This is a genomic window from Mesorhizobium sp. B2-6-4, assembly GCF_006441495.1.
Taxonomy (GTDB): Bacteria; Pseudomonadota; Alphaproteobacteria; order Rhizobiales; family Rhizobiaceae; genus Mesorhizobium.
Genome location: NZ_VFUE01000010.1, coordinates 38372 through 59733 on the forward strand (window position 1 = coordinate 38372; position 21362 = coordinate 59733).

Genomic DNA, 21362 nt, shown 5'->3' on the forward strand with positions numbered 1-21362 from the left:
CAAAGACGCATCAGGCGCGTGCCGCGTCGACGATGCGGAACTGCACGCTGCGATTGCCGTTCCAGTAATTGCCCGACAATGAGCCGGCGACGTGGATCGTCTTACCGCGGTTCTTGAACAGGAAGTCGCCGAGCACGGTGTCGACGGCACGAAAGGCGATCGCCTGGATGCGACCGCCACTGCCCGACTGGAGGTCGGCGCGGATGTGGTTGGTGCCGACCAGCCGGGCGTCGGCCAGCCGATGGCGAGGCAGCGCGAAAACAGGCGCGACATGCCCTGCACCGAACGGGCCGGCCTTTTCCAGCGCATCCAGCAAGGCCAGCGTCGCACCCTCGGCGGCAAGCGCGCCGTCGATCGCCAGGCTTTCCTCGTCTTGCAATCGGAACACGTCGGCTGCTGCGCGCTCCTCGAAAAATGCCCTGAGCTCGCCGAGCCGCGTGCGCTCGACGGTAATGCCGGCTGCCATGCCATGGCCGCCGCCCTTGACGATCAGCCCGGCATCTGCGGCTTCGCGCACCAGCCGGCCGAGATCGAAGCCCGACACCGAGCGACCTGAACCGGTGCCGGTGCCGGTGGCGTTGAAGGCGATGGCGAAGGCCGGCCGTCGGGCATGGTCCTTGAGCCTGGAGGCAAGCAGGCCGACGATGCCGGGATGCCAGTTGGTGCTAGCGGTAACGACGATGGCCGGCCCGCTGCCGCCGGCAAGCTCGGCATCGGCCTCGGCACGCGCCGCGGCCAGCATCTCGTGTTCCATCAGCTGCCGCTCCTGGTTGAGCCGATCGAGCGTCTCGGCGATGGTGCGGGCCTCGACCGGATCGTCGGTCGCAAGCAGCCGGCTGCCGAGGGCGGCGTCGCCGATGCGCCCGCCGGCGTTTATGCGCGGTCCGATCAGGTAGGCCAGATGGAAGGTGCTGAGCGGCTCGCCGACGCGCGAGACCCGCGCCAGCGCAGACATTCCCTCGTTCTTCTGCTGGCGCGCCACTTGCAAGCCCTTGACGACGAAGGCACGGTTGACGCCGGTGAGCGGCACCACATCGCAGACCGTGGCCAGCGCCACGAGATCGAGCAGCGAGAGCAGGTCCGGCGGCGTGGCGTCGGCCAGCCGGCCGCGCAGGACCTTGGCCGTCTGCACCAGCGCGAGAAAAACCACTCCGGCGGCGCAGAGATGGCCCTGCCCGGAAAGGTCGTCGTCGCGGTTGGGGTTGACCACCGCGTGTGCCGCCGGCAAGGCGCCGCCGACCTGATGATGGTCGAGCACCACGACATCGGCACCGGCGGCATTGGCCGCGTCGATGGAAGCCGCGCTGTTGGTGCCGCAATCGACGGTGACGATCAGCGTCGCGCCGCGCGAGATGAGCTCGCGCATGGCTTCGGGATTGGGACCGTAACCCTCGAAGATACGATCGGGAATGTAGATTTCCGACGATATCGAGAAATGCGCGAGGAAGCGTTTGAGCAAGGCCGACGAGGCGGCGCCATCGACATCGTAGTCGCCGAAGATCGCCACCTTCTCCCGGGCCATCACCGCGGCGGCTATTCGAATGGCCGCCTTGTCCATGTCGGTCAGCGAAGCCGGGTCCGGCAGCAGGTCGCGGATCGTCGGGTCGAGAAAGCGCTCCGCCTGTTCCGCCGTCACGCCACGTCCGGCAAGCACGCGCGCGACGATATCGGGCACGCCGTGCCCCTGTGCGATGGCAAGCGCGACCATGTCCTGCCGCTCGGTCAGCCGATGTTCCCAGGAAACACCGGTGGCCGACTGTCGGACATCGAGAAAAAGGCGTCTCTCGCCCGTCATGCGAGGCGACGTTTGCGGATGATCATTGCCCACAATATGCGACGGCCAGTCAGGAATGCATCAAAACTTTTCCAGGTCCTGATGCCGGGCCTTGATCTCGCGCACGGTGCGCGACGACGAGCGCAGCACGATCGTGTGCGTTGTGATGTAGTTGCGGCCGAACTTGACCCCTGCCAGCATGTTGCCGTCGGTGACGCCGGTGGCCGCGAACAACACATCGCCGCGCGCCATGTCCTCGGCCCGGTAGACCCGCTTCGGGTCGGCAATACCCATCTTGCCGGCGCGGGCGACCTTTTCGGGCGTATCGAGGATCAAGCGGCCCTGCATCTGGCCACCCATGCAGCGCAGCGCCGCCGCGGCCAGCACGCCCTCCGGCGCGCCGCCAATGCCGAGATAGATGTCGATGCCGGTTTCCTCGGGATCGGTGGTGTGGATGACACCGGCGACGTCGCCATCGCCGATCAGCCGGATTGCCGCCCCGGTGGCGCGCACGGCGTCGATCAGCTTGCCATGGCGCGGACGGTCGAGGATGCAAGCGGTAACGTCGGACACCGCGACGCCCTTGGCCTTTGCCAGGCTGGCTATGTTTTCGGCCGGCGAGGCATCGATGTCGATGACGCCCTCGGCATAGCCCGGGCCGATGGCGATCTTGTCCATGTAGACGTCGGGCGCGAACAGCAGGCTGCCCTTCTCGGCGATGGCGATCACGGCCAGCGCGTTGGGCAGGTTCTTCGCGCAGATCGTGGTGCCTTCCAGCGGGTCGAGCGCAATGTCGACCGCCGGGCCTTTGCCGGTGCCGACCTCCTCTCCGATATAGAGCATCGGCGCCTCGTCCCGCTCGCCTTCGCCGATCACCACCGTGCCCTTGATGGCGAGGCGATTGAGCTCCTGGCGCATGGCGTCCACCGCGACCTGGTCGGCGGCCTTTTCGTCACCGCGTCCGCGCAGCCTGGCGGCCGCGACGGCGGCGCGTTCGGTGACGCGCACCAGTTCCATGGTGAGTATCCGGTCAAGTCCGGCGATAATGTTGTGGGCCACGTTCATCAGGTCGATCCTCGTTCGCATGCCACCTCCCGCCGGAGGCGCGCCTCTTGTGTCAAACGAGCATGACAACGGCAAGACCTCTCGAAGGTTTTCTCGAAAAGCCTGCAATATCAATCGATTAAACTTTGGATAGCATATTTCCAGCGGAACTGGGCCGCTTCCGCTGCAAGGATCGGGATCTAAAACACGGCCAGATATTTCAATAGCGAAACGATGCCGATGATGATGACTATGATCTGCGCGATCTGCCGCATCCTGGCATCCAGCGGCAATCGCTGAATGAGATAAAGCACCAAAATGATCACGAGGAACGTGATCAGAATACCGATCAGGACGGAAGAAGCCATGGTGCTCCCCTGGAAATTGCTCGATGGACAGGTAAGCCGGCAAACCCGGTTCGGTCGTTACCGGATCAATACCAGCGGCGCTGGGTGTCATTCATCGATTGGCCAACGGCGAGGCCGGCCAGAAAACCCAGCAGCCCGATGACGCCGACCACAGCCGTCGTCGTGCCCGGATTTTCCCGCGCGACCTCCGAGACCGCCTGCGCCTGGCTGCGCAACTGCTGAGCCGTTCGCGACGCACGGCTCGCCGCGCTGTCGTAGACATCGGATGCCTGAGCCGAGGCCTCGTCAACCAGTTCCGCACCTCGCTCCGAAAGGCTCTTGTTGATCCTGGTGATCTCCTTGCGCAGATCGGCGATCTGCTTTTCGAGCGTCTTTTGGATGTCGTCGATCTGGGGGGTGTCGGATTTCGATGTTTCGGCCATTGGCATTCCCTCGGTTTGCACCTCGGGAGAACGGCGCTGGCCGGGATTGGTTCCGGCGAGCCAGGCAGCGGCATCGGCCGCAACAGTATCGTCGCAGCAATCCAGTGGTACACGACGGAAGGAAATATCTATCCTGCCCGCTCGATCCGGATGACCTGCGGCTTGTCGGTCAGGTGGCCATCCTTGGTGATACCGTCCACGGCCTTGCGCACCGCGGCTTCGGTGGTCTCGTGGGTGACGAGGATCACCGTCTTTTGCGCCGCCGCTTCGCCGCTGATCGCGTGCTGGACGATCGATTCCAGCGAGATATCGTTGTCAGCCATGCGCTTGGCGATGGCCGCGAACACGCCAATGCGGTCATGCACGGTCAGCCGGATGAAATAGCCGCCGGCATGGCTGCGCATCTGCGCCTTCTTGTAAGGCTTCAATTCCCTCGCCGGCCTGCCGAAGACCGGGCCGTGCTGGAAGCCGGGACGGCTCTTTGCGATATCGGCGATGTCGCCGATGACGGCCGAGGCGGTGGCATTGCCGCCGGCGCCGGGGCCGGAGAGCAGCAGTTCGCCGAGGATGTCGGTCTCGATCGCCACCGCATTGATGACGCCGTGGACCTGCGCGATCACCGAGGCCGTCGGCACCATGGTCGGATGCACGCGCTGCTCGATGCCGCTCTCGGTGCGCTGGGCAACGCCAAGCAGCTTGATCCGGTAGCCGAGATCGCCGGCCGCACGGATATCGGCCTGGGTGATGTTCGAGATGCCTTCCATGTAGATGTCGTTGGCGGCGATCTTGGTGCCGAAGGCCAGGCTGGTCAGGATCGACAGCTTGTGCGCGGTGTCATGGCCTTCGATGTCGAAGGTCGGGTCGGCCTCGGCATAGCCCAGCCGCTGCGCGTCCTTGAGGCAGGCGTCGAACGAGATGCCTTCGGCCTCCATCCGGGTCAGGATATAGTTGCAGGTACCGTTGAGAATACCGAAGACACGGGTGACCGAGTTGCCGGCCATCGCCTCGCGCATCGTCTTGATAACGGGAATGCCGCCCGCCACCGCGGCCTCGTAGTTGAGCAGCACGCCCTTCTTCTCGGCGATCTCGGCGAGCGCGACGCCATGTTTGGCCAGCAGCGCCTTGTTCGCGGTAACGACATGGCGGCCGGCTTCGAGCGCCGCCCTGACCGCCGCGAACGCCGGCCCCTCGTCGCCGCCGATCAGCTCGACGAAAACGTCGATCTCGGCGGCCTGCGCCATCTTGACCGGATCGTCGAACCATTTCGCGGCATTGAGATCGACGCCGCGGTCGCGCTTGGGATCACGCGCCGAAACCGCCGACACGACGATGTCGCGCCCACACTGCCGTGTCAGCTCCGCCGCCTTGTCGCGCAGCACGCGCGCCACCGAGGCGCCGACCGTGCCGAGGCCGGCAATTCCAACACGCAGAGCTTCAGCCATGGCCGGCGATGTCCCCCGAAAGATCAAACGAAATTGTGTGCGGAAAGCTTACCGATGGGCGGAAAGCGGCACGACATTGTTGGGTTGCTTGGCACTGGTCGCCAGGAAGCGCTTGATGTTGCGCGCCGCCTGCCGGATCCGGTGCTCGTTCTCGACCAGCGCGACACGCACGAAATCATCGCCGTGTTCGCCGAAGCCGACGCCTGGCGCCACCGCAACGTCGGCATGTTCGATGAGCAGCTTGGAGAATTCGAGCGAGCCGAGATGGCGGAACGGCTCGGGAATCGGCGCCCAGGCGAACATGGACGCAGCCGGAGCCGGAATGGTCCAGCCCGCGCGGCCGAAGGCATCCACCATCACGTCGCGCCGCTTGTGGTAGATGTCGCGCACTTCGGCGATGTCGGCGCCATCGCCGTTGAGGGCGTGTGCGGCCGCCACCTGGATCGGGGTGAACGCACCGTAATCGAGATAGGATTTCACCCGGGTCAGCGCCGAGATAAGCCGCTCGTTGCCGACCGCAAAGCCCATGCGCCAGCCGGGCATGGAGAAGGTCTTCGACATGGAGGTGAACTCGACGCAAACGTCGATCGCGCCCGGCACCTGCAGCACCGAAGGCGGCGGATTGCCGTCGAAATAGATCTCCGAATAGGCAAGGTCCGACAGGATGATGATGTCGTTCTTCTTCGCGAACGCCACCACGTCCTTGTAAAAATCGAGCGAGGCGACCAGCGCCGTCGGGTTCGACGGGTAGTTGAGGATCAGCGCCAGCGGCTTCGGAATCGAATGCCGGATGCCGCGCTCGACCGCCGGGATGAAACCGTCATCGGGTTCCACCTGCAGCGACCGGATGACGCCGCCCGACATGATGAACCCGAAAGCATGGATCGGGTAGGTTGGATTCGGGCACAGGATCACGTCGCCAGGGGCGGTGATCGCCTGCGCCATGTTGGCGAAGCCCTCTTTCGAACCCAGCGTTGCCACCACTTGCGTATCGGGATCAAGCTTCACGCCGAAGCGGCGCTGATAGTAAGCGGCCTGGGCGCGGCGCAGGCCCGGAATGCCGCGCGAGGAGGAATAGCGATGGGTGCGCGGATCGCGCACCACTTCGCACAACTTGTCGACGATTGCCTTGGGCGTCGGCAGGTCCGGATTGCCCATGCCGAGGTCGATGATGTCGGCGCCGCGCGAGCGGGCGCTGGCCTTGAGCCGGTTGACCTGCTCGAAGACATAGGGCGGAAGCCGGCGGACCTTGTGAAACTCTTCCATGGCAGTTCCAGACATCACTTGGCGTTTGGCAAGGCGCACCGTGTCGGCAAGTGCCTTGGGCGCGCGCTATATACTTATTTGCAGGTAGGGTCGAGGGTGGGGTCGCATTTGCCTTCGATCTGCTTCAGCGTCTGCGCGCCATGCTTGCTGGCCAGGTCCGTCAGCGCCGCCTGATTGGTGACGTTGGGGGCGCCGCCATTGGCTGCCTGCGCGCTTTCGTCCCCCTTCAATTCCGCGAGCCTGGCATTCCTCTCGGCATCGGTGAACTGTTTGGCCGCTACTTTCGGCGGGATGTTCAGGTTCGGAAAGGTGCCGGTATCCTTCGGTCCCGCTGATGTGGCGATGGGCACCGGGCCGCTGGTATTGGTGCTCGAGCAGGCCCCAAGGCACAGCAGGGCAATTGCCGCACCGATGCGGCAAAAACGACCGGCGCCGAAAAAAACAGTCTCGCCAATGTTAATCGTCATATTGTTTCCTTGGCAGCCGGGGTAGAGCGAGGTTGGACCCAGTCGGATGTCCCATGGTAATATGTCAAGAAAACGCTTCGGGAGGAACCCCGCGCACCATGTCCAAAACACCCGATTCGGGCAAAGCGGAAGATGGCGGACCTTCGACGGTCGAGCAATATCTGGTGAAGGACCCGGAACGCTTCGCCCTGAACATGGCGCGCATGATCGAGCAGGCCGGCAAGGCGGCTTCCGCCTGGGCCGAGCCGCGCGAGAAGGGCGAAGTGCGCGACCATGTCGCCGAACCGGTCGTCGACATGGTGAAGACCTTCTCCAAGCTCAGCGAATACTGGCTTGCCGACCCACAACGCGCGCTCGAAGCGCAGACGCGGCTGTTCGCCGGCTATATGACGGTTTGGGCGAACGCCATCCAGCGCGTCAGCGCCGATGCCGAGCGAACCGAGGACGCGGTCAAGCCGGAGCGCGGCGACAAGCGTTTCCAGGATCCGGAATGGGGCCGCAACGCCTTCTTCGATTTCTTGAAACAGGCCTATCTCGTCACCTCGCGCTGGGCGGCTGATCTTGTCGAGCACGCCGAAGGCCTGGATGACCACACCCGCCACAAGGCGAGCTTCTACGTCAAGCAGGTGTCCAACGCCATCTCGCCGTCGAATTTCATCCTGACCAATCCGGAACTGTTTCGCGAAACCATCGCCTCGAACGGTGAGAACCTTGTGCGAGGCATGAAGATGCTGGCCGAGGACATCGCCGCCGGCAAAGGCGACCTGAAGCTGCGTCAGGCCGACTACTCGCCCTTCGAGATCGGCCGCAACATCGCCACCACCCCCGGCAAGGTGGTCGGCCGCAGCGACGTCGCCGAGATCATTCAATACGATCCCGCCACCGAGACGGTGCTGAAACGGCCGCTGCTGATCTGCCCGCCCTGGATCAACAAGTTCTACATACTCGACCTCAACCCGCAGAAATCCTTCATCCGCTGGGCGATCGAACAGGGCCACACCGTGTTCGTCATCTCCTGGATCAACCCTGATGAACGCCACGGCATGAAGAACTGGGAGGCTTATACAAGAGAGGGGCTGCAATACGGCCTCGACACTATCGAGAAGGCCACAGGCGAGAAAGAGGTCAACGCTATCGGCTACTGCGTCGGCGGCACGTTGCTGGCGGCGGCACTTGCCCTGCTGGCGCAGGAGGGTGACGATCGCATCAAATCGGCGACCTTCTTCACCACCCAGGTCGATTTCACCTATGCCGGCGACCTCAAGGTGTTCGTCGACGAGGAACAGGTCGCGGCGGTGGAAAAGGCGATGAACGAAAAGGGCTATCTCGACGGCACCAAGATGGCGACCGCCTTCAACATGCTGCGCTCGGGCGACCTGATCTGGCCTTATGTCGTCAACAACTACATGCGCGGCAAGGATCCCCTGCCCTTCGACCTGCTTTACTGGAATGCCGATTCGACACGCATGGCGGCGGCCAACCACTCCTTCTATTTGCGCAACTGCTATCTCGAGAACAACCTCTCGCGCGGCAGGATGGAACTTGCCGGACGCACCGTTTCGCTCGCCGATATCAAGATCCCCATCTACAACCTCGCCTCCAGGGAAGACCACATCGCTCCCGCGCTGTCCGTCTTCCTCGGCTCGAAATATTTCGGTGGCGAGGTCGAATACGTGATGGCGGGCTCCGGTCATATCGCCGGCGTCGTCAACCCGCCCGCATCGGGCAAGTACCAGTACTGGACCGGCGGCAAGCCGGAGGGCGACTTCGGCGAGTGGATCGCAAGGGCCACCGACCATCCTGGCTCCTGGTGGCCGCACTGGCAGAGCTGGATAGAGGCCAAGGACAACAATCGCGTGCCCGCCCGCAAAGCAGGCAAGCATATGAAAACTTTTGGTGATGCCCCCGGCACCTATGTCAAGGTGCGTGTGTAACCGACTGTAATGTCTGGTGAGTTGACGGACCCGTAAAAGCGGGCGAAATGGTGTCGTCAACCATCTTGCCGCCTAAATTCGGCAATTGCCGCAAAAATACTTCCAGGCTTGCTGATTTGACACAGGTCTCGTTTCCGGATCGGAGACAAGGGGCACCTCGACGCAGCCGTTCGGACGCCGCGCCAAGGATATACCGATCGGATATCGAGGGGGAATTTGACTTTGAAATCAGCAGGGTGGAGCCTCGCGAAGGGAGAACGCCGCACCATTGCGGCGGCGCTCTGCTCCGTGCTCCTGGCCTCCTGCACCTCGGCCGGCGACCCCACAATGTCGGTTGGCATGCCCGGCTACAATGCCTCCGCGTCGGACATCAATGCAGCCTCGACAAACAAGCCGATCGTGGCCGGCGATTCGTCGTCGCAGACGGCGACCACGCAGACCACCGTGATGGCGGAAGGCGACACAGCGCTGCCCGAGACGGTCGCCTACGTGCCGATTACCAAGCCGCAGGCGGCCTTCCCGCTCACCGCGCCGGCTGAAGCTGAAACGATTGCCGGAAACACGCCGCAATCGCTGGAGCAGCAGCCGCAGACGGCGCAGCAGACCGATGCGGCGGCGCAGAAGATCGCCGCCGCCGACGCGGCCGTGACGGCGCCGAAGCAGGCCGCCACACCGGCGATGAACAATCCGGTCTATGTGACCGCTGGCGAGGCGCAGCAAGCGGAGGCGCCGAAGAAAAGGGGTTTCCTGGCCTCGATGTTTGGCGCCACGCCGGCTTCGGCGAAGCCCGCTCCACTGGTCAACACGCGCGCAGGCGAACAGCCGGCTGTGCAGGCCAAGCCCGCCCCGGCGGCGGCAAAGCCGATCATTACACTGGCCTCGGCCGATTCCACGGCGAAACCGGTGCAGCTGGCTTCGCTCGGCGACGACTCAGGTCACATCACCGGCAGCGATGCCCTGCCGGGCGTCCGCCAGACGGCGCTGTTCGAGATCAAGCGCAAATCCGGCCTCGACGACGAAAGCGACGTCGACCTCAACGAGGATGAAGGTTCGGGCGGCCTCTACCAGGTAGCTTCCGCCGCCGGCATGGCGCGCCTGGCGCCCAACGGGCTCTTGAAGCAGAACGAGAGTGTCGACGTGGCGTGCCTCAAGCCCTCGCTGGTGCGCGTGCTCAAAACGATCGAAGGCCACTACGGCCGCAAGATGGTCGTCACCTCCGGCTATCGCGACCCCGCCCGCAACCGCCGTGCCAACGGCGCCAAGAATTCGCTGCACATGTATTGCGCCGCCGCCGACATCCAGGTGCCGGGCGTCTCGAAATGGGAGCTGGCGAGCTACGTCAGGACGATGCCCGGCCGCGGCGGCGTCGGCACCTACTGCCACACCGAATCGGTCCATGTCGACGTCGGCCCCGAGCGCGACTGGAACTGGCGCTGCCGCCGGCGCAGCGGTGGCGAAGGCTGACCAGGGCCGGTTCGGCTGGACGCGCCAAAGCGCGTCGCGCTGAAACGGAGCTCACTTTTGAGCGACATGCATTTGCATCGGGCCGCTTCCGCAATCGTCTGAAAAGTGCCCGGAAATCCACGCAGCGGCTGGTGACGGCCGCCAGAAAAATTGCCGCTGGCGCTGCGTGAATCACTCGCTTCGGCAGGCAGGAAAAAAGTTGTCCAAGCCGGCACCTGACGGGTTGCCGGTTGCGCACAACGCCAGTATAAGCCGCTTTCATCTGAGCGCGCCCATCGTCTAGCGGTCAGGACACCGCCCTTTCACGGCGGTAACAGGGGTTCGATTCCCCTTGGGCGTACCAGCTTCACTCGATGTCCCCTCCGCTCCTTTCGGCGTCAAGAGCTATTGCGCCGGACAGGGTAACACCCCCTTCCGGAACGTCATTTTACGTGTTGACCATTCCGCCGCCTCGACCTTGTCGAGGGCAAGGCTCGATGGTTAAATCGGCTTTCCCAGGGGGATGCTAATATGGCAGTTCACCTTTCGGCGGATGCTCGAGCTCCTGCGGCGACGCCGCCACAAAGATATCTCTTTGGCCCGCTGGCCGACTTCCTCATGCTTGGCGGCAGCGCATTCCTGATTTTGCCGGCCCTGTACTTCGTGCCTACCAAATACGACAGCCTTGTTGCGGCGGCGATGTTTTTCCTGGCCTACTTGATAAACTATCCGCATTTCGCCCACTCTTACCAACTCTTCTATCGCAATTTTGGAAGCAAGGTGCGCGGCGAGGGATACGACAGGGGCCTCCAGATCCGCTACATTTTCGCCGGCATTGTCGTTCCCCTGCTCATGGTCGGGTTTTTTGCTTACGGCTCGATAACGGCGAACGCCCGGCTGCTCGGAAACGCAGCCAACGCGATGTTCTTTTTCGTGGGCTGGCACTACGTCAAGCAAGGCTACGGCATGTTGATGGTGGACGCCGTGTTGAAGCGCAGGTTCTTCACCAATCCGGACAAGAAAATCTTGCTGGTCAACAGCTATGCCGTATGGCTGTTCGCATGGCTTCAGACGAACACGGCGGTCAGCCAAGCAAAATATTACGGCTTGGAATACTATACGTTTGCCACGCCTGCGTGGCTCAACACGATTGCGCTGTCGGCCGCGGCCGCTTCCACGGCCGCCACCGTCGTGATGCTGATCAATCGCTGGAGTAAAAATGGCGGCAGCCTGCCGTATAACGGCGTCGTCGCTTATATCGCATCCCTATATCTTTGGATCCTGGTCGTGAGAATAAACCCGCTCTGGCTGCTCGTGGTGCCGGCTCTCCATTCGCTGCAGTACCTGGCCGTGGTCTGGCGCTATCAAAGCAATGTCGAGCGGGACGGTCCCGATGCACAAAAGGTTCCGGACTCCAGAATCCTGTCCGTTCTTGGTCCGATCTACAGGACGCGAGTCCTGGGGTTCGTCGTCGCCGGCGGGGTCCTCGGCGGTCTCGGTTTCTGGCTGATCCCGGCGGCACTGACTGCCTTGATCCCTTACGACAAGGAAGTCCTGGGTTCGTCGCTGTTCTTCTTCATAGTGCTGATCTTCATCAACGTGCACCACTACTTCCTTGACAACGTCATGTGGCGACGCGGCAACCCCGAAGTTTCAAAATATCTGTTCCGCTAGCGGTGGCATGGACCGGCTGTGGGACGCCTTGCGGAGTACTTCAGGCGGAAAGAATTGGCATCGGCTCAGTGGCCGCGCCGGCCGATATCTCTTTTTGCACGGCGAAGAAGAACCTGCGCACCTCGTCGCTGGCCGCCGCCCTGTCCCTGCCTGACCTGACGACGAGATCGAACAACTCCGTCGCCTTGGCCCTCCAGAACGAGGTGGCGCTGTCGCCATGCAAACTGTCGAGCCTGGCAGCCACCTCCCGAACCAGGAATGCCTGACGGTCGATCGGGAATGCACGGATTTTTTCTGGGGACATCTTCCGAACCACGAGACTGACGCAACGAATCAACCATTGCCGAACAAGCATGGCGTAGCCGCGAAAGTAGAAACGGAAGCTTAATGGCATCGGCATCGATGCTTCGTTCGGCCAGGAGAACGAAGAGCGCAGCGTACCTCAGGCTTGCAGCCCTCTCGCCTGGCCACCGCGCTTGCGCGGCGCCATCATGTCCCGGGCCATCAGCCCGGTCACCCGGCAGAACGCCATGAACGCCCGGCAGGCATCCTCGGTCTTGACCACGTCCACGGTGGCGCCGAAGCAGGCGTTGAAGGCCTTCTGGTAAATCGGGCCTTGCCGGCGCAGCGGCCAGGCCTGGAGAAAATCAAGGGCCTGTTCGACGCTATAGATCTCCTCGACAGGCAGGCCGGGTCCGGGCGCGATACGCACCGGCACCTCGAATTGCAGTCTGTCCATCCGCCATCTCCCGAACTGTCGTCACCAGCGGCAACGCCATCCGTCGTAAAAAGTTGCTCTGGCCGGTCGCTACCGCAGGAATGTGGCGTCTCCGCGGTCATGGACGTTTTGCCGCAGCCGCCGCAAGCAAGCGCCAAGGCGCCCGGCCTTGTCGAGCGCGGGCGCCTTGGCGGTCCGGCTACTGGTTGGCGGGATCGGTCTCCGCATCGAAGGCCATGCGCACCGCCGTAAGCAGCACGAGAGCAGACGGCACAGCGAAAATCCCGCCAAGGACAAGTGCCCCTGTCGCCGAAAGGCCGAGCGTCTCCGTCAGCGCCCAGTAGACGGTTCCGATACAGATGAGCGCCTGGACGGAAAGGAAAATGGCGGCGCAGGCCGCGCGCGAAAGGCTCTTGAGTGTCTTGATACGTTGCATGGAAACAATCCGGAAATGACGCGCTACGCACCGCTGCGCGACCGAAGCCGCCGCGCGGATCGAGGCGCGAACAGGAAGTGGTTTGAGTGAAGGAGCGGTTGAAACCGCTCAGGCCGGAACCGATGGCGGCGCGCGCGGCTGATTGGCAGTCGCCCACGGTGTGCGGGCGTCCCTGTCGGCGGCGACGACCTCTGCCGGCGGAACCGAAACAAACCAGGAAAAGACGGTGTCCCGAGCCGGCAGGGCCGGATGGCCGCCGGCGAACTTAACCAGGGCCGGCCGGCCGGAACGAACTTCCAGCGCCTGCCCCTTGCCGGTGATGCGCAGCAGCGCCGCCGCTTCGCCGGACCGCTCCACGCCGGCGCTGGCGACACCGGAGGCTGCTCCGGCAAAGACGGGCACCTCCGCCCGGCCAAGCGACAGCATCGCCAGCAGCACAAGGCTCATCAGCAATGAGCAGGCCGCCTTCAACGGCGCTTCAGGCAATCTGGCGTGCTCGACGCTCATGAAATCTCCAAAAACCTCCCTCGCCCTACCGCACGGTCGACTGAAAGGGAAGGAACAAGGGCGTCAAGGACATCGGGGCGCGCCGAATATCCCTGCCGCTTGGTGGTGTCCGGGCAGTTCTTCCTTGAACCTTTTGCCCTCAAGTGCCAAATCTGGGGAGATTTTCACGCCGGCTCCCTTGCAGAGCCACACCGGCAAGACGGACACCAATGGTCACTTATCTCGACGCCGCCACGGCACCGCTCAGAAACACCGGCCAGATCCGCCTCTATGGCGAGGAAGGTTTTGCCGGCATGCGCAAGGCATGCGACCTCACGGCGCGCTGCCTCGACGAACTGGTGCCGATGGTTGCGCCCGGCGTCACCACCGACACCATAGATCGTTTCGTTTTCGAGTTCGGCATGGATCATGGCGCGCTGCCGGCGACGCTCAACTACCGCGGCTACACCAAGTCTTCCTGCACCTCAATCAATCATGTCGTCTGCCATGGCATCCCCGACAACAAGCCGCTGAAGGATGGCGACATCGTCAACATCGACGTCACCTACATCCTCGACGGCTGGCACGGCGATTCCTCGCGCATGTACCCCGTCGGCACCATAAAACGCGCGGCGGAACGCCTGCTCGAAGTCACCCACGAATGCCTGATGCGCGGCATTGCCGCGATCAGGCCTGGCGCCCGCACCGGCGCCATTGGCGCGGCCATCCAGAGCTATGCCGAGGGCGAGCGCTGCTCGGTGGTGCGCGACTTCTGCGGCCACGGCGTCGGCCAGTTGTTCCACGACGCGCCCAATATCCTGCATTATGGCAGCGCCAATGAGGGCGTCGAGATGCGGCCCGGCATGATCTTCACCGTCGAGCCGATGATCAACCTCGGCCGGCCGCATGTGAAAGTCCTGTCGGACGGCTGGACCGCGGTGACACGCGACCGCTCGCTGTCGGCGCAATACGAACACACGATCGGCGTGACTGACACCGGCTGCGAGATCTTCACGCTCTCCCCCAAAAAGCTCGACCGCCCCGGCCTGCCAGCCTAATGTTTCGTTCTCCCGGCGCTCGCGGTCGGGGAGCTGGGGGGCAGACGAGATGTCAGGTGACGACGACGAGCGCAGTTTCTTTGCAGAAAAGCCTGCGCAGCTTTCCGCGACCATGCACTCTCCTGGGACAGCCCGGCCTCCTGCGAAGGCCGGCAGGATCGAGGAGAAGCCGCATTATCTCGGCCACCGCGACCGTTTGCGCGAACGCTTCGCCTCGGCAGGTTCGGACGCCCTGCCCGACTATGAGCTTCTGGAACTCCTGCTCTTCCGCCTGATCCCGCGCGCCGACACCAAGCCGGTCGCCAAGGCGCTGCTCTCCCGCTTCGGTACCCTGGCCGAGGTGCTTGGCGCGCCCGTCGGCCTCCTCCAGGAGGTCAAGGGCGTGGGCCCGGTGGTAGCGCTCGACCTGAAGGTCATTGCGGCGACGGCCCAGCGCATGGCGCGCAGCGAGGTCCATGGCCGCGAAATCCTCTCCTCTTGGCAGCAGCTTCTCGACTATTGCCGGTCAGCCATGGCCTTCGAGGCGCGCGAGCAGTTCCGCATCCTGTTCCTTGACAAGAAGAACACGCTGATTGCCGACGAGGTGCAGCAGACCGGCACTGTTGACCATACGCCCGTCTATCCGCGTGAGGTGGTCAAGCGCGCTCTCGAACTGTCGGCGACGGCAATCATCCTGGTGCACAACCACCCGTCGGGCGATCCGACGCCATCGCGTGCCGATATCGAGATGACCAAGGAGATCATCGACGCGGCCAAGCGGCTGGGCATTTCCGTGCATGACCACATCATCATCGGTCGCAAGGGCTATTCCAGCATGAAGGGCTTGCTGCTGATCTAGATCATCGGCTCGGCGAAGCTATCCGAATGAAAGCAGGCAATTCGCCGGCCCGGTCTTTCGGCTCAAGAATTTGAAAATCGTTCAATTCTGGAACGAATGGCCCGAAATTGAGGCCATATCGCCATAGTTTTCCAAATTCACTCGCAGATTCCAGACCTTTTAGAACATAATTCCGTTGAGGGGCGGCTTTTCCGTTGATACCGTTTGAAACGCTTCAATTGGAACCTGCCATTGCAACGCAAGCGCCCGACCATAGCGGATGTCGCACGCGCCGCCGGTGTCTCCATCGGAACGGTGTCGAACTTCATCAATGGGACCGCCGGCCTGAAGGAGGCCACGCGCGAACGCATCGAAAAGGCGATCGCCACGCTGATGTACCGGCCGAGTTCGTTTGCGCGCTCGCTGCCGGGCCGCGCGCCCCACAGGCCGAAGAATCTCGATCATCTGCCGAGGCTCCTGGTCGCGGGCCGGGTCAGTGTCGACTTTCTCTGCCGCGTCGACGTCCTGCCGCATCGCGACGACCGCATCACAGCCAGCCATATCGAGAAGGCGCTGGGCGGGCCCGCGGCCAATCTCGCGGTTGCCGCCGCCGGTGTTGGGGCGCCCTACGCTCTCGACGTGGAACTGGCGACGGCGGTCGGCGAAGACCCGGAGAGTGACTGGGCGCTCGGCGCGCTTTCCAAACTGGGCGTCCACGCATTGCCGATCCGCAACACGCCCAACAACCGCCTTTCGCAGGCCATCGTGATCATCGAGCGCAATGGCAGCCGCACGATCATCAGTGAACCGTTCGAACTCGGCGAGATCGATCTGACCGCCAATCTGGACATCCAGCCCGAACCGCGCCCGGCCTGTCTTCACATCGAAGGCTTCCACTACGAAACGATGACCGCTTCCATCGCGCGCTTTCATCAGGCCGGCTGGAGGGTGAGCCTGCATTCGGCCGGCCTGCCCAAGAGCGCACGCACGCCTGAAACCTTCACGCAGATGGTCCGGCACATCGACCTGACCTTCATCAACGATGTGATGATGCGGGAGATTTTCGACTTTCGCTCCAGGATGGCGACGATGATCGAAGAGGTGCGGCTGATGCTGGCGCGCATCAAGCCGCGCGGAACGGTCGTGCTCACTCTCGGCGAGTTTGGCGCGGTCGTCTTTCCGGCGAATGGCGGACCGCAGATCGAGGTGCCGGCACTGCCTGTCGACCGCGTCGATGCGACGGGCGCCGGCGACAGCTTCGCCGGCATATTCCTAAGCCTCTGGCTGCATGGTGCGTCGCTGGACGACGCCGCCCGCCATGCGGCGATCGGCGCGAGCCTGACGACCACGGTCGAAGGCGCACAGGGCTACATCGCGGATTTCGCGACTTTGAAGGCTGCCGCTTTGGCGAACAACGCCATGTTGGCAAGCTGAACCAACAACTTACGGGAACCCAGGAGAGTATTGGTCATGGCGAAAACAAGAGTGCTTCTGGTCGGCGAGAGCTGGATGAGTTCGGCGACCCACTACAAGGGGTTCGATCAGTTCGGCAGCGTCACCTTTCACCTGGGCGCGACGCCGCTGGTCGATGCCTTGAAGAGCAGCGAATTCGACCTCGACTACATGCCGGCCCATGAAGCCGTCGAAAAGCTGCCTTTCACCACGGAGGGCCTGTCGCAATACAAGGCCATCATCCTCTCCGACATCGGCGCGAACTCGCTGCTGCTTCACCCCGATGTCTGGCTGCACGGCAAGACAGTGCCCAACCGGCTCAAGCTTCTGCGCGACTGGACGCAGGCCGGTGGTGGCATGGTCATGATCGGCGGCTATTTCTCTTTCCAGGGCATCGACGGCAAGGCGCGCTGGCACCGCACGGCCGTCGAGGAGGCGCTGCCGGTAACCTGCCTCCCCTATGACGACCGGCTCGAGATTCCCGAAGGGTTCCGGCCTGAAATCACCGGTCCCAAGGATCACCCGATCTTTGCCGGCATCGAAGGCGAATGGCCGCTGCTGCTCGGCGCCAACGAGGTCGTCGCTCGCGATCGCGATGACGTCGAAATCCTCGCACGGTTGCCGCAGGATCACGGCGGTCATCCGCTGCTGGTCACCGGCCGCCATGGCCAGGGCCGCACGCTGGCCTGGACGTCGGATATCGGCCCGCATTGGCTGCCCAACAGCTTCGTGGAATGGCCGGGCTATGCGCGTCTTTGGACCAACGTGCTGCGCTGGGTCAGCAAGGCCGTCTAGCCGACCAGCAACCGCCGGGGAACCGCCATGACAGAACCGTTTCTTGTCGCCAGAAATATCGCAAAGCGCTTCGGCGCCCTGACTGCGCTTGCCGATGTCGACCTGGAAATCCGCTCCGGCGAGGTGCTGGCGCTTCTCGGCGACAACGGCGCCGGCAAATCCACCTTCATCAAGATCCTGGCGGGCGCCCATCCGCCCAGCGATGGAAAGCTTCTCATCGAGGGCAATCCGGTGGCTTTCTCCTCGCCCAAGGATGCGGCGTCGTCGGGGATCGCGACGATCTTTCAGGAACTGGCGCTCTCGGAAAACCTGTCGATTGCCGAAAACGTCTTTCTCGGCCGCGAATTGAAACGCTCCATTTTGGGTATTCCCTTCCTGAAGCGCAAGGAAATGCGCCAGCGCGTCGACGGCCTGCTGAAAGAGCTCGACGCGCATATTTCCGATCCGGAAGCACCCGTCGGCAGCCTGTCCGGCGGTCAGCGCCAAGCCGTGGCCATCTGCCGGGCCCTCAATCTGAATGCCAGGCTGGTCATCATGGACGAGCCGACGGCGGCCCTAGCCGTTGCAGAAACCCGCAAGGTCCTCGCACTAACGCGGCGGCTTGCCGCGCGCGGTTGTGCCGTCGTCCTCATCAGCCACAACATTTCCGAAGTGTTCGAGGTCGCCGACCGCATCGTGGTGTTCCGGCGCGGCCGCAAGGTGGCCGAACGGCTGGCGGCCGAGACCAATCACGAGGAAGTCGTTTCGCTCATAACAGGCGCTCATCCCGACGTGCGGGCGCTTGAAAAATCAAACTGAAATGCACGTCCATTCCAGAGAGGATAAACCAATGCTTTCTCAACTCAAAAAAGCGCTCGCCGTTTCCGTGCTGTCACTCGTGGTCGCCACGGCGGCGCATGCCGCCGACAAGCCCAAGGTCGCCTTCGTCCCGCAATTGATCGGCATACCCTATTTCAATGCCATGGAAGCCGGCGGCAATCGCGCCGCGAAGGACCTGGGCGTCGATTTCATCTATTCCGGCCCCGTCGACACCAACCCGGTCGATCAGTTGCAGATCGTGCAGAACCTGATCGACCAGGGTGTCCAGGCGATCTCGGTCAGCGTGCTGGATGCGTCCAGCATCGCGCCCGTCGTCGAGAGCGCCAAGGCCAAGGGCATCAAGCTTTTCACCAGCGACAGCGATGCACCCGACAGCGGCCGTGCCGTCTATGTGGCGCAGGCGACCGACGAAGGGCTCGGCACGACGATCATCGATGAGTTGGTGAAGCGCGTCGGCGAGGACGCCACGATCGGCATCGTCTCCGGCGAGGCGACGGCGTCCAATCTCAACGCCTGGATCGGCTTCATGCAGAAAGAGGCCACCGCCAAATATCCGAAGCTGAAACTGCTCGCTCCGCAATTCGCTGGCGGCACGGCCGAGCGCGCCGCGCAGATATCAGGCGATCTCATGGCCGCCAATCCCGACATCAAGGCCATCATCGCCGTCGCATCCTCGACCTGTCCGGGCGTCGCCCAGGCCATCGAAACCGCCGGTAAGATCGGCTCCGTCATCGGCACGGGCTATTGCAGCCCGAACACGGCGCGATCCTACCTGAAGAGCGGCGCCTTCGGCTTCACCGTGCTGTGGGATCCCGAACAGCTGGGCTATCTCACGGTCTGGGCCGGCAAGCAGTTGATCGACGGCAAGAGCTTCGAAGCGGAAAACAAGATCGCCGGCCTCGAAAAGCCCGCCACCTATGATGCCGCCAAGGGCATCCTGCTGCTCGGACCGCCGGCGGTCTTCACGAAGGACAATGTCGACAAGTTCAACTTCTGAGCCTTGGGATGAACACGGTGCGACAGTTTGGAAACGGCGTTTTGGCCATGAACGGGCGGGAGTGGTCCTTGCTTGCCGCCTGTCTCCTGGCGATCGTCATCTTTTCTGTCGCATCGCCCCACTACGCGACGCCAGGCAATGCGGCGACCGTCCTGCGCAACAGCGTCGAACTGCTGCTGATCGGCCTTGGCATGACCTTGCTGCTGGCCATGGGCGGCATCGACGTCTCGATCGGCATCGTCATGGGTCTGGCGGCAATAGCGATCGGCCGTGTGCTCGGCGCCGGGGGCAATCCGCTGCTGGCGCTCATCGCTGGCCCTGCGGTCGGTGCGCTGCTCGGCTGCGTGACGGCCACCGTCGTCGTCCTCGGTCGCATTCCGGCAATCGTGGGAACGCTCGGCTTGCTTGGCGTCTACCGCACCGCCGTCTTTGTCCTTCTCGGCGGGCAGTGGCTCTCCGGCCTGCCCTCGAGCCTCACCAATCTTCTGGCAACCACCGTACTCGGCATTCCAGTCCCAGCCATCGTCATTGCCATCGCCTATCTGGTCGTCTGGCTGGCGTTGCGGCGAACCCCCTACGGGCCGCACCTGCTGGCGATCGGCAATTCCGAGGAAAAGGCCCGGCTGTCCGGAATCCCCGTGGTCAAGGTACGCTTCATGACCTTCGTCATCAGTGGCGTCCTGACTGGCATTGCCGCCACGTTTTACGTCGCCACCTACCGCAATGTGGAGATGACGATCGGCAGCACGCTGGCGCTCGATGCGATCGCCGCGGTCATTCTCGGCGGCACGAGCATATTGGGCGGCAGATGCAGCTTGATAGGCACGGTCTTCGGTGTACTGCTTCTGAGAATTCTCCAGAATGGATTGCTCTTGATCGGCGTTCCCTCGCTTTGGCAGCCTGTGGTTACCGGTGTTCTCATCATCGGCGTGCTCGGCTTCGAAGCCGTCTCCAACCGGCTGCCGCTTGCCCAATTCCTGCGAGCCCGCGCATGAACAGGATCCGGAACCTGCAGGGCCCCGCCCTCACTTTGGCTCTGCTGTGCGGCCTTTGGCTGGTCGTTATTGTCGGCCTGCTGGCGCTCAAGCCTTCGGTCTTCAATCTCGGCACCGTCACCACGATTTTGCAATTTTCGACGATCCTGGCCCTGGTCGGCCTTGGACAGGCGCTGGTCGTCCTGGCCGGGGGCGCGGGCATCGACCTGTCCGTTGGCGGCGCCGTTTCGCTCTCGGCGATCGTTGCCATGCTTTCCCTGAAGCTGGGGTTGCCACCCCTTCTGTTGCCGGTCGTCTGCATCCTGGCTGGCGCTATGCTCGGCGCCTTGAACGGATGGCTGGTGAACGGGCTCGCCCTTCTCCCCTTCATCGCGACGCTGGGAACATTTTTCGTGTATTCCGGCCTGGCGCTTGCGGTCACCGGCGGCGCGGCCCAGTCCGGCGTGCCTGCCTGGCTGCTCGTTTGGGGGCGCGGTGCGATCATGGGCATCCCCGTGCCTTTCCTTACGCTCGCCGTCCCCTGCTTCGCGCTTGCCGGTCTCGTGCTGCTCTCGACGGCCTGGGGGCGCTGGATCTACGCCATGGGCTTCAATGAACGCTCGGCCAAACTGGTCGGCATTCCGGTCGATCGCGTGCGCTTCATCCTTTATGTGCTGAGCGGCGCGCTTGCCGGTGCGGCCGGCCTCGTCTCTCTCGCCTGGCTCGGCAGCGGCAGGCCCAATATCGGCCAGAACCTCGAACTGGAATCGCTGACCGCGGCCATGCTGGGAGGCATCGTCATCACTGGCGGGCGCGGTGGCGTCGGCGGCGTATTCGCGGCCGTCCTGCTGCTGGTCACGCTGAAGACCGGCCTTCTGCAATTGAACATCAACACGGTCTGGCAGGTGGGGATTGTCGGCGCCCTTCTGGTTTTCGTCCTTCTCGCCGACCGACTTTCCCAACGTTGGAGATAACA

General features: G+C 63.3%; 22 protein-coding genes and 1 tRNA gene. 12 read left to right on the forward strand and 11 right to left on the reverse strand.

Going from position 1 to position 21362, the window contains the following annotated elements; translation table 11 throughout:
- Positions 1 to 10: 10 nt before the first annotated feature.
- The 7 genes from recJ to FJ426_RS15235 all read right to left on the reverse strand — a co-directional run bounded on the left by recJ (position 11) and on the right by FJ426_RS15235 (position 6783).
- Positions 11 to 1795 carry a single-stranded-DNA-specific exonuclease RecJ gene (recJ, locus tag FJ426_RS15205; RefSeq protein ID WP_140495824.1) on the reverse strand — a complete coding sequence of 595 codons (1785 nt, stop codon included), beginning with the start codon at positions 1793 to 1795 and terminating at the stop codon, positions 11 to 13.
- Positions 1796 to 1855: 60 nt separating this feature from the next.
- Positions 1856 to 2839 (reverse strand): class II fructose-bisphosphatase, encoded by a 984-nt coding sequence (gene glpX / locus FJ426_RS15210; protein ID WP_140561534.1) that lies wholly within the window; start codon positions 2837 to 2839, stop codon positions 1856 to 1858.
- 179 nt (positions 2840 to 3018) lie between these two features.
- Positions 3019 to 3186 (reverse strand): Thivi_2564 family membrane protein, encoded by a 168-nt coding sequence (locus tag FJ426_RS15215; protein WP_140495823.1) that lies wholly within the window; start codon positions 3184 to 3186, stop codon positions 3019 to 3021.
- Positions 3187 to 3251: 65 nt separating this feature from the next.
- Entirely contained in the window at positions 3252 to 3608 is a 357-nt protein-coding gene (locus tag FJ426_RS15220) for a hypothetical protein (protein ID WP_140517065.1), read from the reverse strand.
- 128 nt (positions 3609 to 3736) lie between these two features.
- Positions 3737 to 5050, reverse strand: coding sequence for a homoserine dehydrogenase (locus FJ426_RS15225; protein WP_140561487.1), 1314 nt, complete (start codon positions 5048 to 5050; stop codon positions 3737 to 3739).
- Between the two features lie 48 nt (positions 5051 to 5098).
- On the reverse strand, positions 5099 to 6316 hold the full coding sequence (locus tag FJ426_RS15230) for an LL-diaminopimelate aminotransferase (RefSeq protein ID WP_140495820.1): 1218 nt from the start codon (positions 6314 to 6316) through the stop codon (positions 5099 to 5101).
- Positions 6317 to 6390: 74 nt separating this feature from the next.
- Positions 6391 to 6783 (reverse strand): hypothetical protein, encoded by a 393-nt coding sequence (locus tag FJ426_RS15235; RefSeq protein ID WP_140495819.1) that lies wholly within the window; start codon positions 6781 to 6783, stop codon positions 6391 to 6393.
- A 98-nt stretch (positions 6784 to 6881) separates the two neighbouring features.
- Here FJ426_RS15235 and phaC point away from each other — a divergent pair, with 98 nt between their 5' ends.
- The 4 genes from phaC (at position 6882) to FJ426_RS15255 (ending at position 11834) form a co-directional block, all read left to right on the forward strand.
- Positions 6882 to 8717 carry a class I poly(R)-hydroxyalkanoic acid synthase gene (phaC, locus tag FJ426_RS15240; protein WP_140495818.1) on the forward strand — a complete coding sequence of 612 codons (1836 nt, stop codon included), beginning with the start codon at positions 6882 to 6884 and terminating at the stop codon, positions 8715 to 8717.
- Positions 8718 to 8933: 216 nt separating this feature from the next.
- Positions 8934 to 10181, forward strand: coding sequence for a YcbK family protein (locus FJ426_RS15245; protein ID WP_140495817.1), 1248 nt, complete (start codon positions 8934 to 8936; stop codon positions 10179 to 10181).
- Between the two features lie 268 nt (positions 10182 to 10449).
- Positions 10450 to 10524, forward strand: a tRNA-Glu gene (locus tag FJ426_RS15250).
- A 167-nt stretch (positions 10525 to 10691) separates the two neighbouring features.
- Positions 10692 to 11834, forward strand: coding sequence for a hypothetical protein (locus tag FJ426_RS15255; RefSeq protein WP_140555339.1), 1143 nt, complete (start codon positions 10692 to 10694; stop codon positions 11832 to 11834).
- Positions 11835 to 11874: 40 nt separating this feature from the next.
- Here FJ426_RS15255 and FJ426_RS15260 read toward each other — a convergent pair whose 3' ends face one another.
- The 4 genes from FJ426_RS15260 to FJ426_RS15275 all read right to left on the reverse strand — a co-directional run bounded on the left by FJ426_RS15260 (position 11875) and on the right by FJ426_RS15275 (position 13495).
- Positions 11875 to 12138 carry a DUF6074 family protein gene (locus FJ426_RS15260; RefSeq protein WP_140495883.1) on the reverse strand — a complete coding sequence of 88 codons (264 nt, stop codon included), beginning with the start codon at positions 12136 to 12138 and terminating at the stop codon, positions 11875 to 11877.
- A 138-nt stretch (positions 12139 to 12276) separates the two neighbouring features.
- Positions 12277 to 12573, reverse strand: a complete 297-nt coding sequence (locus tag FJ426_RS15265) for a DUF982 domain-containing protein (protein WP_140517077.1) — start codon at positions 12571 to 12573, stop codon at positions 12277 to 12279.
- Positions 12574 to 12751: 178 nt separating this feature from the next.
- Positions 12752 to 12988 (reverse strand): hypothetical protein, encoded by a 237-nt coding sequence (locus FJ426_RS15270; protein ID WP_140547213.1) that lies wholly within the window; start codon positions 12986 to 12988, stop codon positions 12752 to 12754.
- Between the two features lie 108 nt (positions 12989 to 13096).
- Entirely contained in the window at positions 13097 to 13495 is a 399-nt protein-coding gene (locus FJ426_RS15275; protein ID WP_140521011.1) for a hypothetical protein, read from the reverse strand.
- Positions 13496 to 13704: 209 nt separating this feature from the next.
- On the opposite strand from FJ426_RS15275, the gene map reads away from it, so the two are divergent.
- The 8 genes from map (at position 13705) to FJ426_RS15315 (ending at position 21360) form a co-directional block, all read left to right on the forward strand.
- The gene (gene map / locus FJ426_RS15280) at positions 13705 to 14532 is read left to right on the forward strand and encodes a type I methionyl aminopeptidase (protein WP_140517079.1); all 828 of its coding nucleotides are present in this window, start codon (positions 13705 to 13707) and stop codon (positions 14530 to 14532) included.
- Between the two features lie 112 nt (positions 14533 to 14644).
- The gene (gene radC, locus FJ426_RS15285; RefSeq protein WP_246675555.1) at positions 14645 to 15370 is read left to right on the forward strand and encodes a DNA repair protein RadC; all 726 of its coding nucleotides are present in this window, start codon (positions 14645 to 14647) and stop codon (positions 15368 to 15370) included.
- Positions 15371 to 15601: 231 nt separating this feature from the next.
- Positions 15602 to 16783 (forward strand): PfkB family carbohydrate kinase, encoded by a 1182-nt coding sequence (locus FJ426_RS15290; protein WP_140521013.1) that lies wholly within the window; start codon positions 15602 to 15604, stop codon positions 16781 to 16783.
- 36 nt (positions 16784 to 16819) lie between these two features.
- Positions 16820 to 17596, forward strand: a complete 777-nt coding sequence (locus FJ426_RS15295) for a glutamine amidotransferase (protein WP_140495807.1) — start codon at positions 16820 to 16822, stop codon at positions 17594 to 17596.
- 27 nt (positions 17597 to 17623) lie between these two features.
- On the forward strand, positions 17624 to 18394 hold the full coding sequence (locus tag FJ426_RS15300) for an ATP-binding cassette domain-containing protein (RefSeq protein WP_140495806.1): 771 nt from the start codon (positions 17624 to 17626) through the stop codon (positions 18392 to 18394).
- A gap of 31 nt (positions 18395 to 18425) precedes the next feature.
- On the forward strand, positions 18426 to 19412 hold the full coding sequence (locus tag FJ426_RS15305; protein ID WP_140495805.1) for an autoinducer 2 ABC transporter substrate-binding protein: 987 nt from the start codon (positions 18426 to 18428) through the stop codon (positions 19410 to 19412).
- A 68-nt stretch (positions 19413 to 19480) separates the two neighbouring features.
- The gene (locus FJ426_RS15310) at positions 19481 to 20407 is read left to right on the forward strand and encodes an ABC transporter permease (RefSeq protein ID WP_246675550.1); all 927 of its coding nucleotides are present in this window, start codon (positions 19481 to 19483) and stop codon (positions 20405 to 20407) included.
- Complete coding sequence (locus tag FJ426_RS15315; RefSeq protein ID WP_140561491.1) at positions 20404 to 21360, forward strand: ABC transporter permease; 957 nt, start codon at positions 20404 to 20406, stop codon at positions 21358 to 21360. Before FJ426_RS15310 ends, FJ426_RS15315 begins: the two co-directional genes overlap by 4 nt.
- The last annotated feature ends 2 nt before the right edge of the window (positions 21361 to 21362 follow it).

What these genes read in the sequence shown, in the direction of transcription:
- recJ (WP_140495824.1), bottom strand. Translation starts at nt 1,795, where the DNA reads ATGACGGGCGAGAGACGCCTTTTTCTCGATGTCCGACAGTCGGCCACC.
- glpX (WP_140561534.1), bottom strand. Translation starts at nt 2,839, where the DNA reads ATGAACGTGGCCCACAACATTATCGCCGGACTTGACCGGATACTCACC.
- FJ426_RS15215 (WP_140495823.1), bottom strand. Translation starts at nt 3,186, where the DNA reads ATGGCTTCTTCCGTCCTGATCGGTATTCTGATCACGTTCCTCGTGATC.
- FJ426_RS15220 (WP_140517065.1), bottom strand. Translation starts at nt 3,608, where the DNA reads ATGGCCGAAACATCGAAATCCGACACCCCCCAGATCGACGACATCCAA.
- FJ426_RS15225 (WP_140561487.1), bottom strand. Translation starts at nt 5,050, where the DNA reads ATGGCTGAAGCTCTGCGTGTTGGAATTGCCGGCCTCGGCACGGTCGGC.
- FJ426_RS15230 (WP_140495820.1), bottom strand. Translation starts at nt 6,316, where the DNA reads ATGGAAGAGTTTCACAAGGTCCGCCGGCTTCCGCCCTATGTCTTCGAG.
- FJ426_RS15235 (WP_140495819.1), bottom strand. Translation starts at nt 6,783, where the DNA reads ATGACGATTAACATTGGCGAGACTGTTTTTTTCGGCGCCGGTCGTTTT.
- phaC (WP_140495818.1), top strand. Translation starts at nt 6,882, where the DNA reads ATGTCCAAAACACCCGATTCGGGCAAAGCGGAAGATGGCGGACCTTCG.
- FJ426_RS15255 (WP_140555339.1), top strand. Translation starts at nt 10,692, where the DNA reads ATGGCAGTTCACCTTTCGGCGGATGCTCGAGCTCCTGCGGCGACGCCG.
- FJ426_RS15260 (WP_140495883.1), bottom strand. Translation starts at nt 12,138, where the DNA reads ATGTCCCCAGAAAAAATCCGTGCATTCCCGATCGACCGTCAGGCATTC.
- FJ426_RS15265 (WP_140517077.1), bottom strand. Translation starts at nt 12,573, where the DNA reads ATGGACAGACTGCAATTCGAGGTGCCGGTGCGTATCGCGCCCGGACCC.
- FJ426_RS15270 (WP_140547213.1), bottom strand. Translation starts at nt 12,988, where the DNA reads ATGCAACGTATCAAGACACTCAAGAGCCTTTCGCGCGCGGCCTGCGCC.
- FJ426_RS15275 (WP_140521011.1), bottom strand. Translation starts at nt 13,495, where the DNA reads ATGAGCGTCGAGCACGCCAGATTGCCTGAAGCGCCGTTGAAGGCGGCC.
- map (WP_140517079.1), top strand. Translation starts at nt 13,705, where the DNA reads ATGGTCACTTATCTCGACGCCGCCACGGCACCGCTCAGAAACACCGGC.
- radC (WP_246675555.1), top strand. Translation starts at nt 14,645, where the DNA reads ATGCACTCTCCTGGGACAGCCCGGCCTCCTGCGAAGGCCGGCAGGATC.
- FJ426_RS15295 (WP_140495807.1), top strand. Translation starts at nt 16,820, where the DNA reads ATGGCGAAAACAAGAGTGCTTCTGGTCGGCGAGAGCTGGATGAGTTCG.
- FJ426_RS15300 (WP_140495806.1), top strand. Translation starts at nt 17,624, where the DNA reads ATGACAGAACCGTTTCTTGTCGCCAGAAATATCGCAAAGCGCTTCGGC.
- FJ426_RS15305 (WP_140495805.1), top strand. Translation starts at nt 18,426, where the DNA reads ATGCTTTCTCAACTCAAAAAAGCGCTCGCCGTTTCCGTGCTGTCACTC.
- FJ426_RS15315 (WP_140561491.1), top strand. Translation starts at nt 20,404, where the DNA reads ATGAACAGGATCCGGAACCTGCAGGGCCCCGCCCTCACTTTGGCTCTG.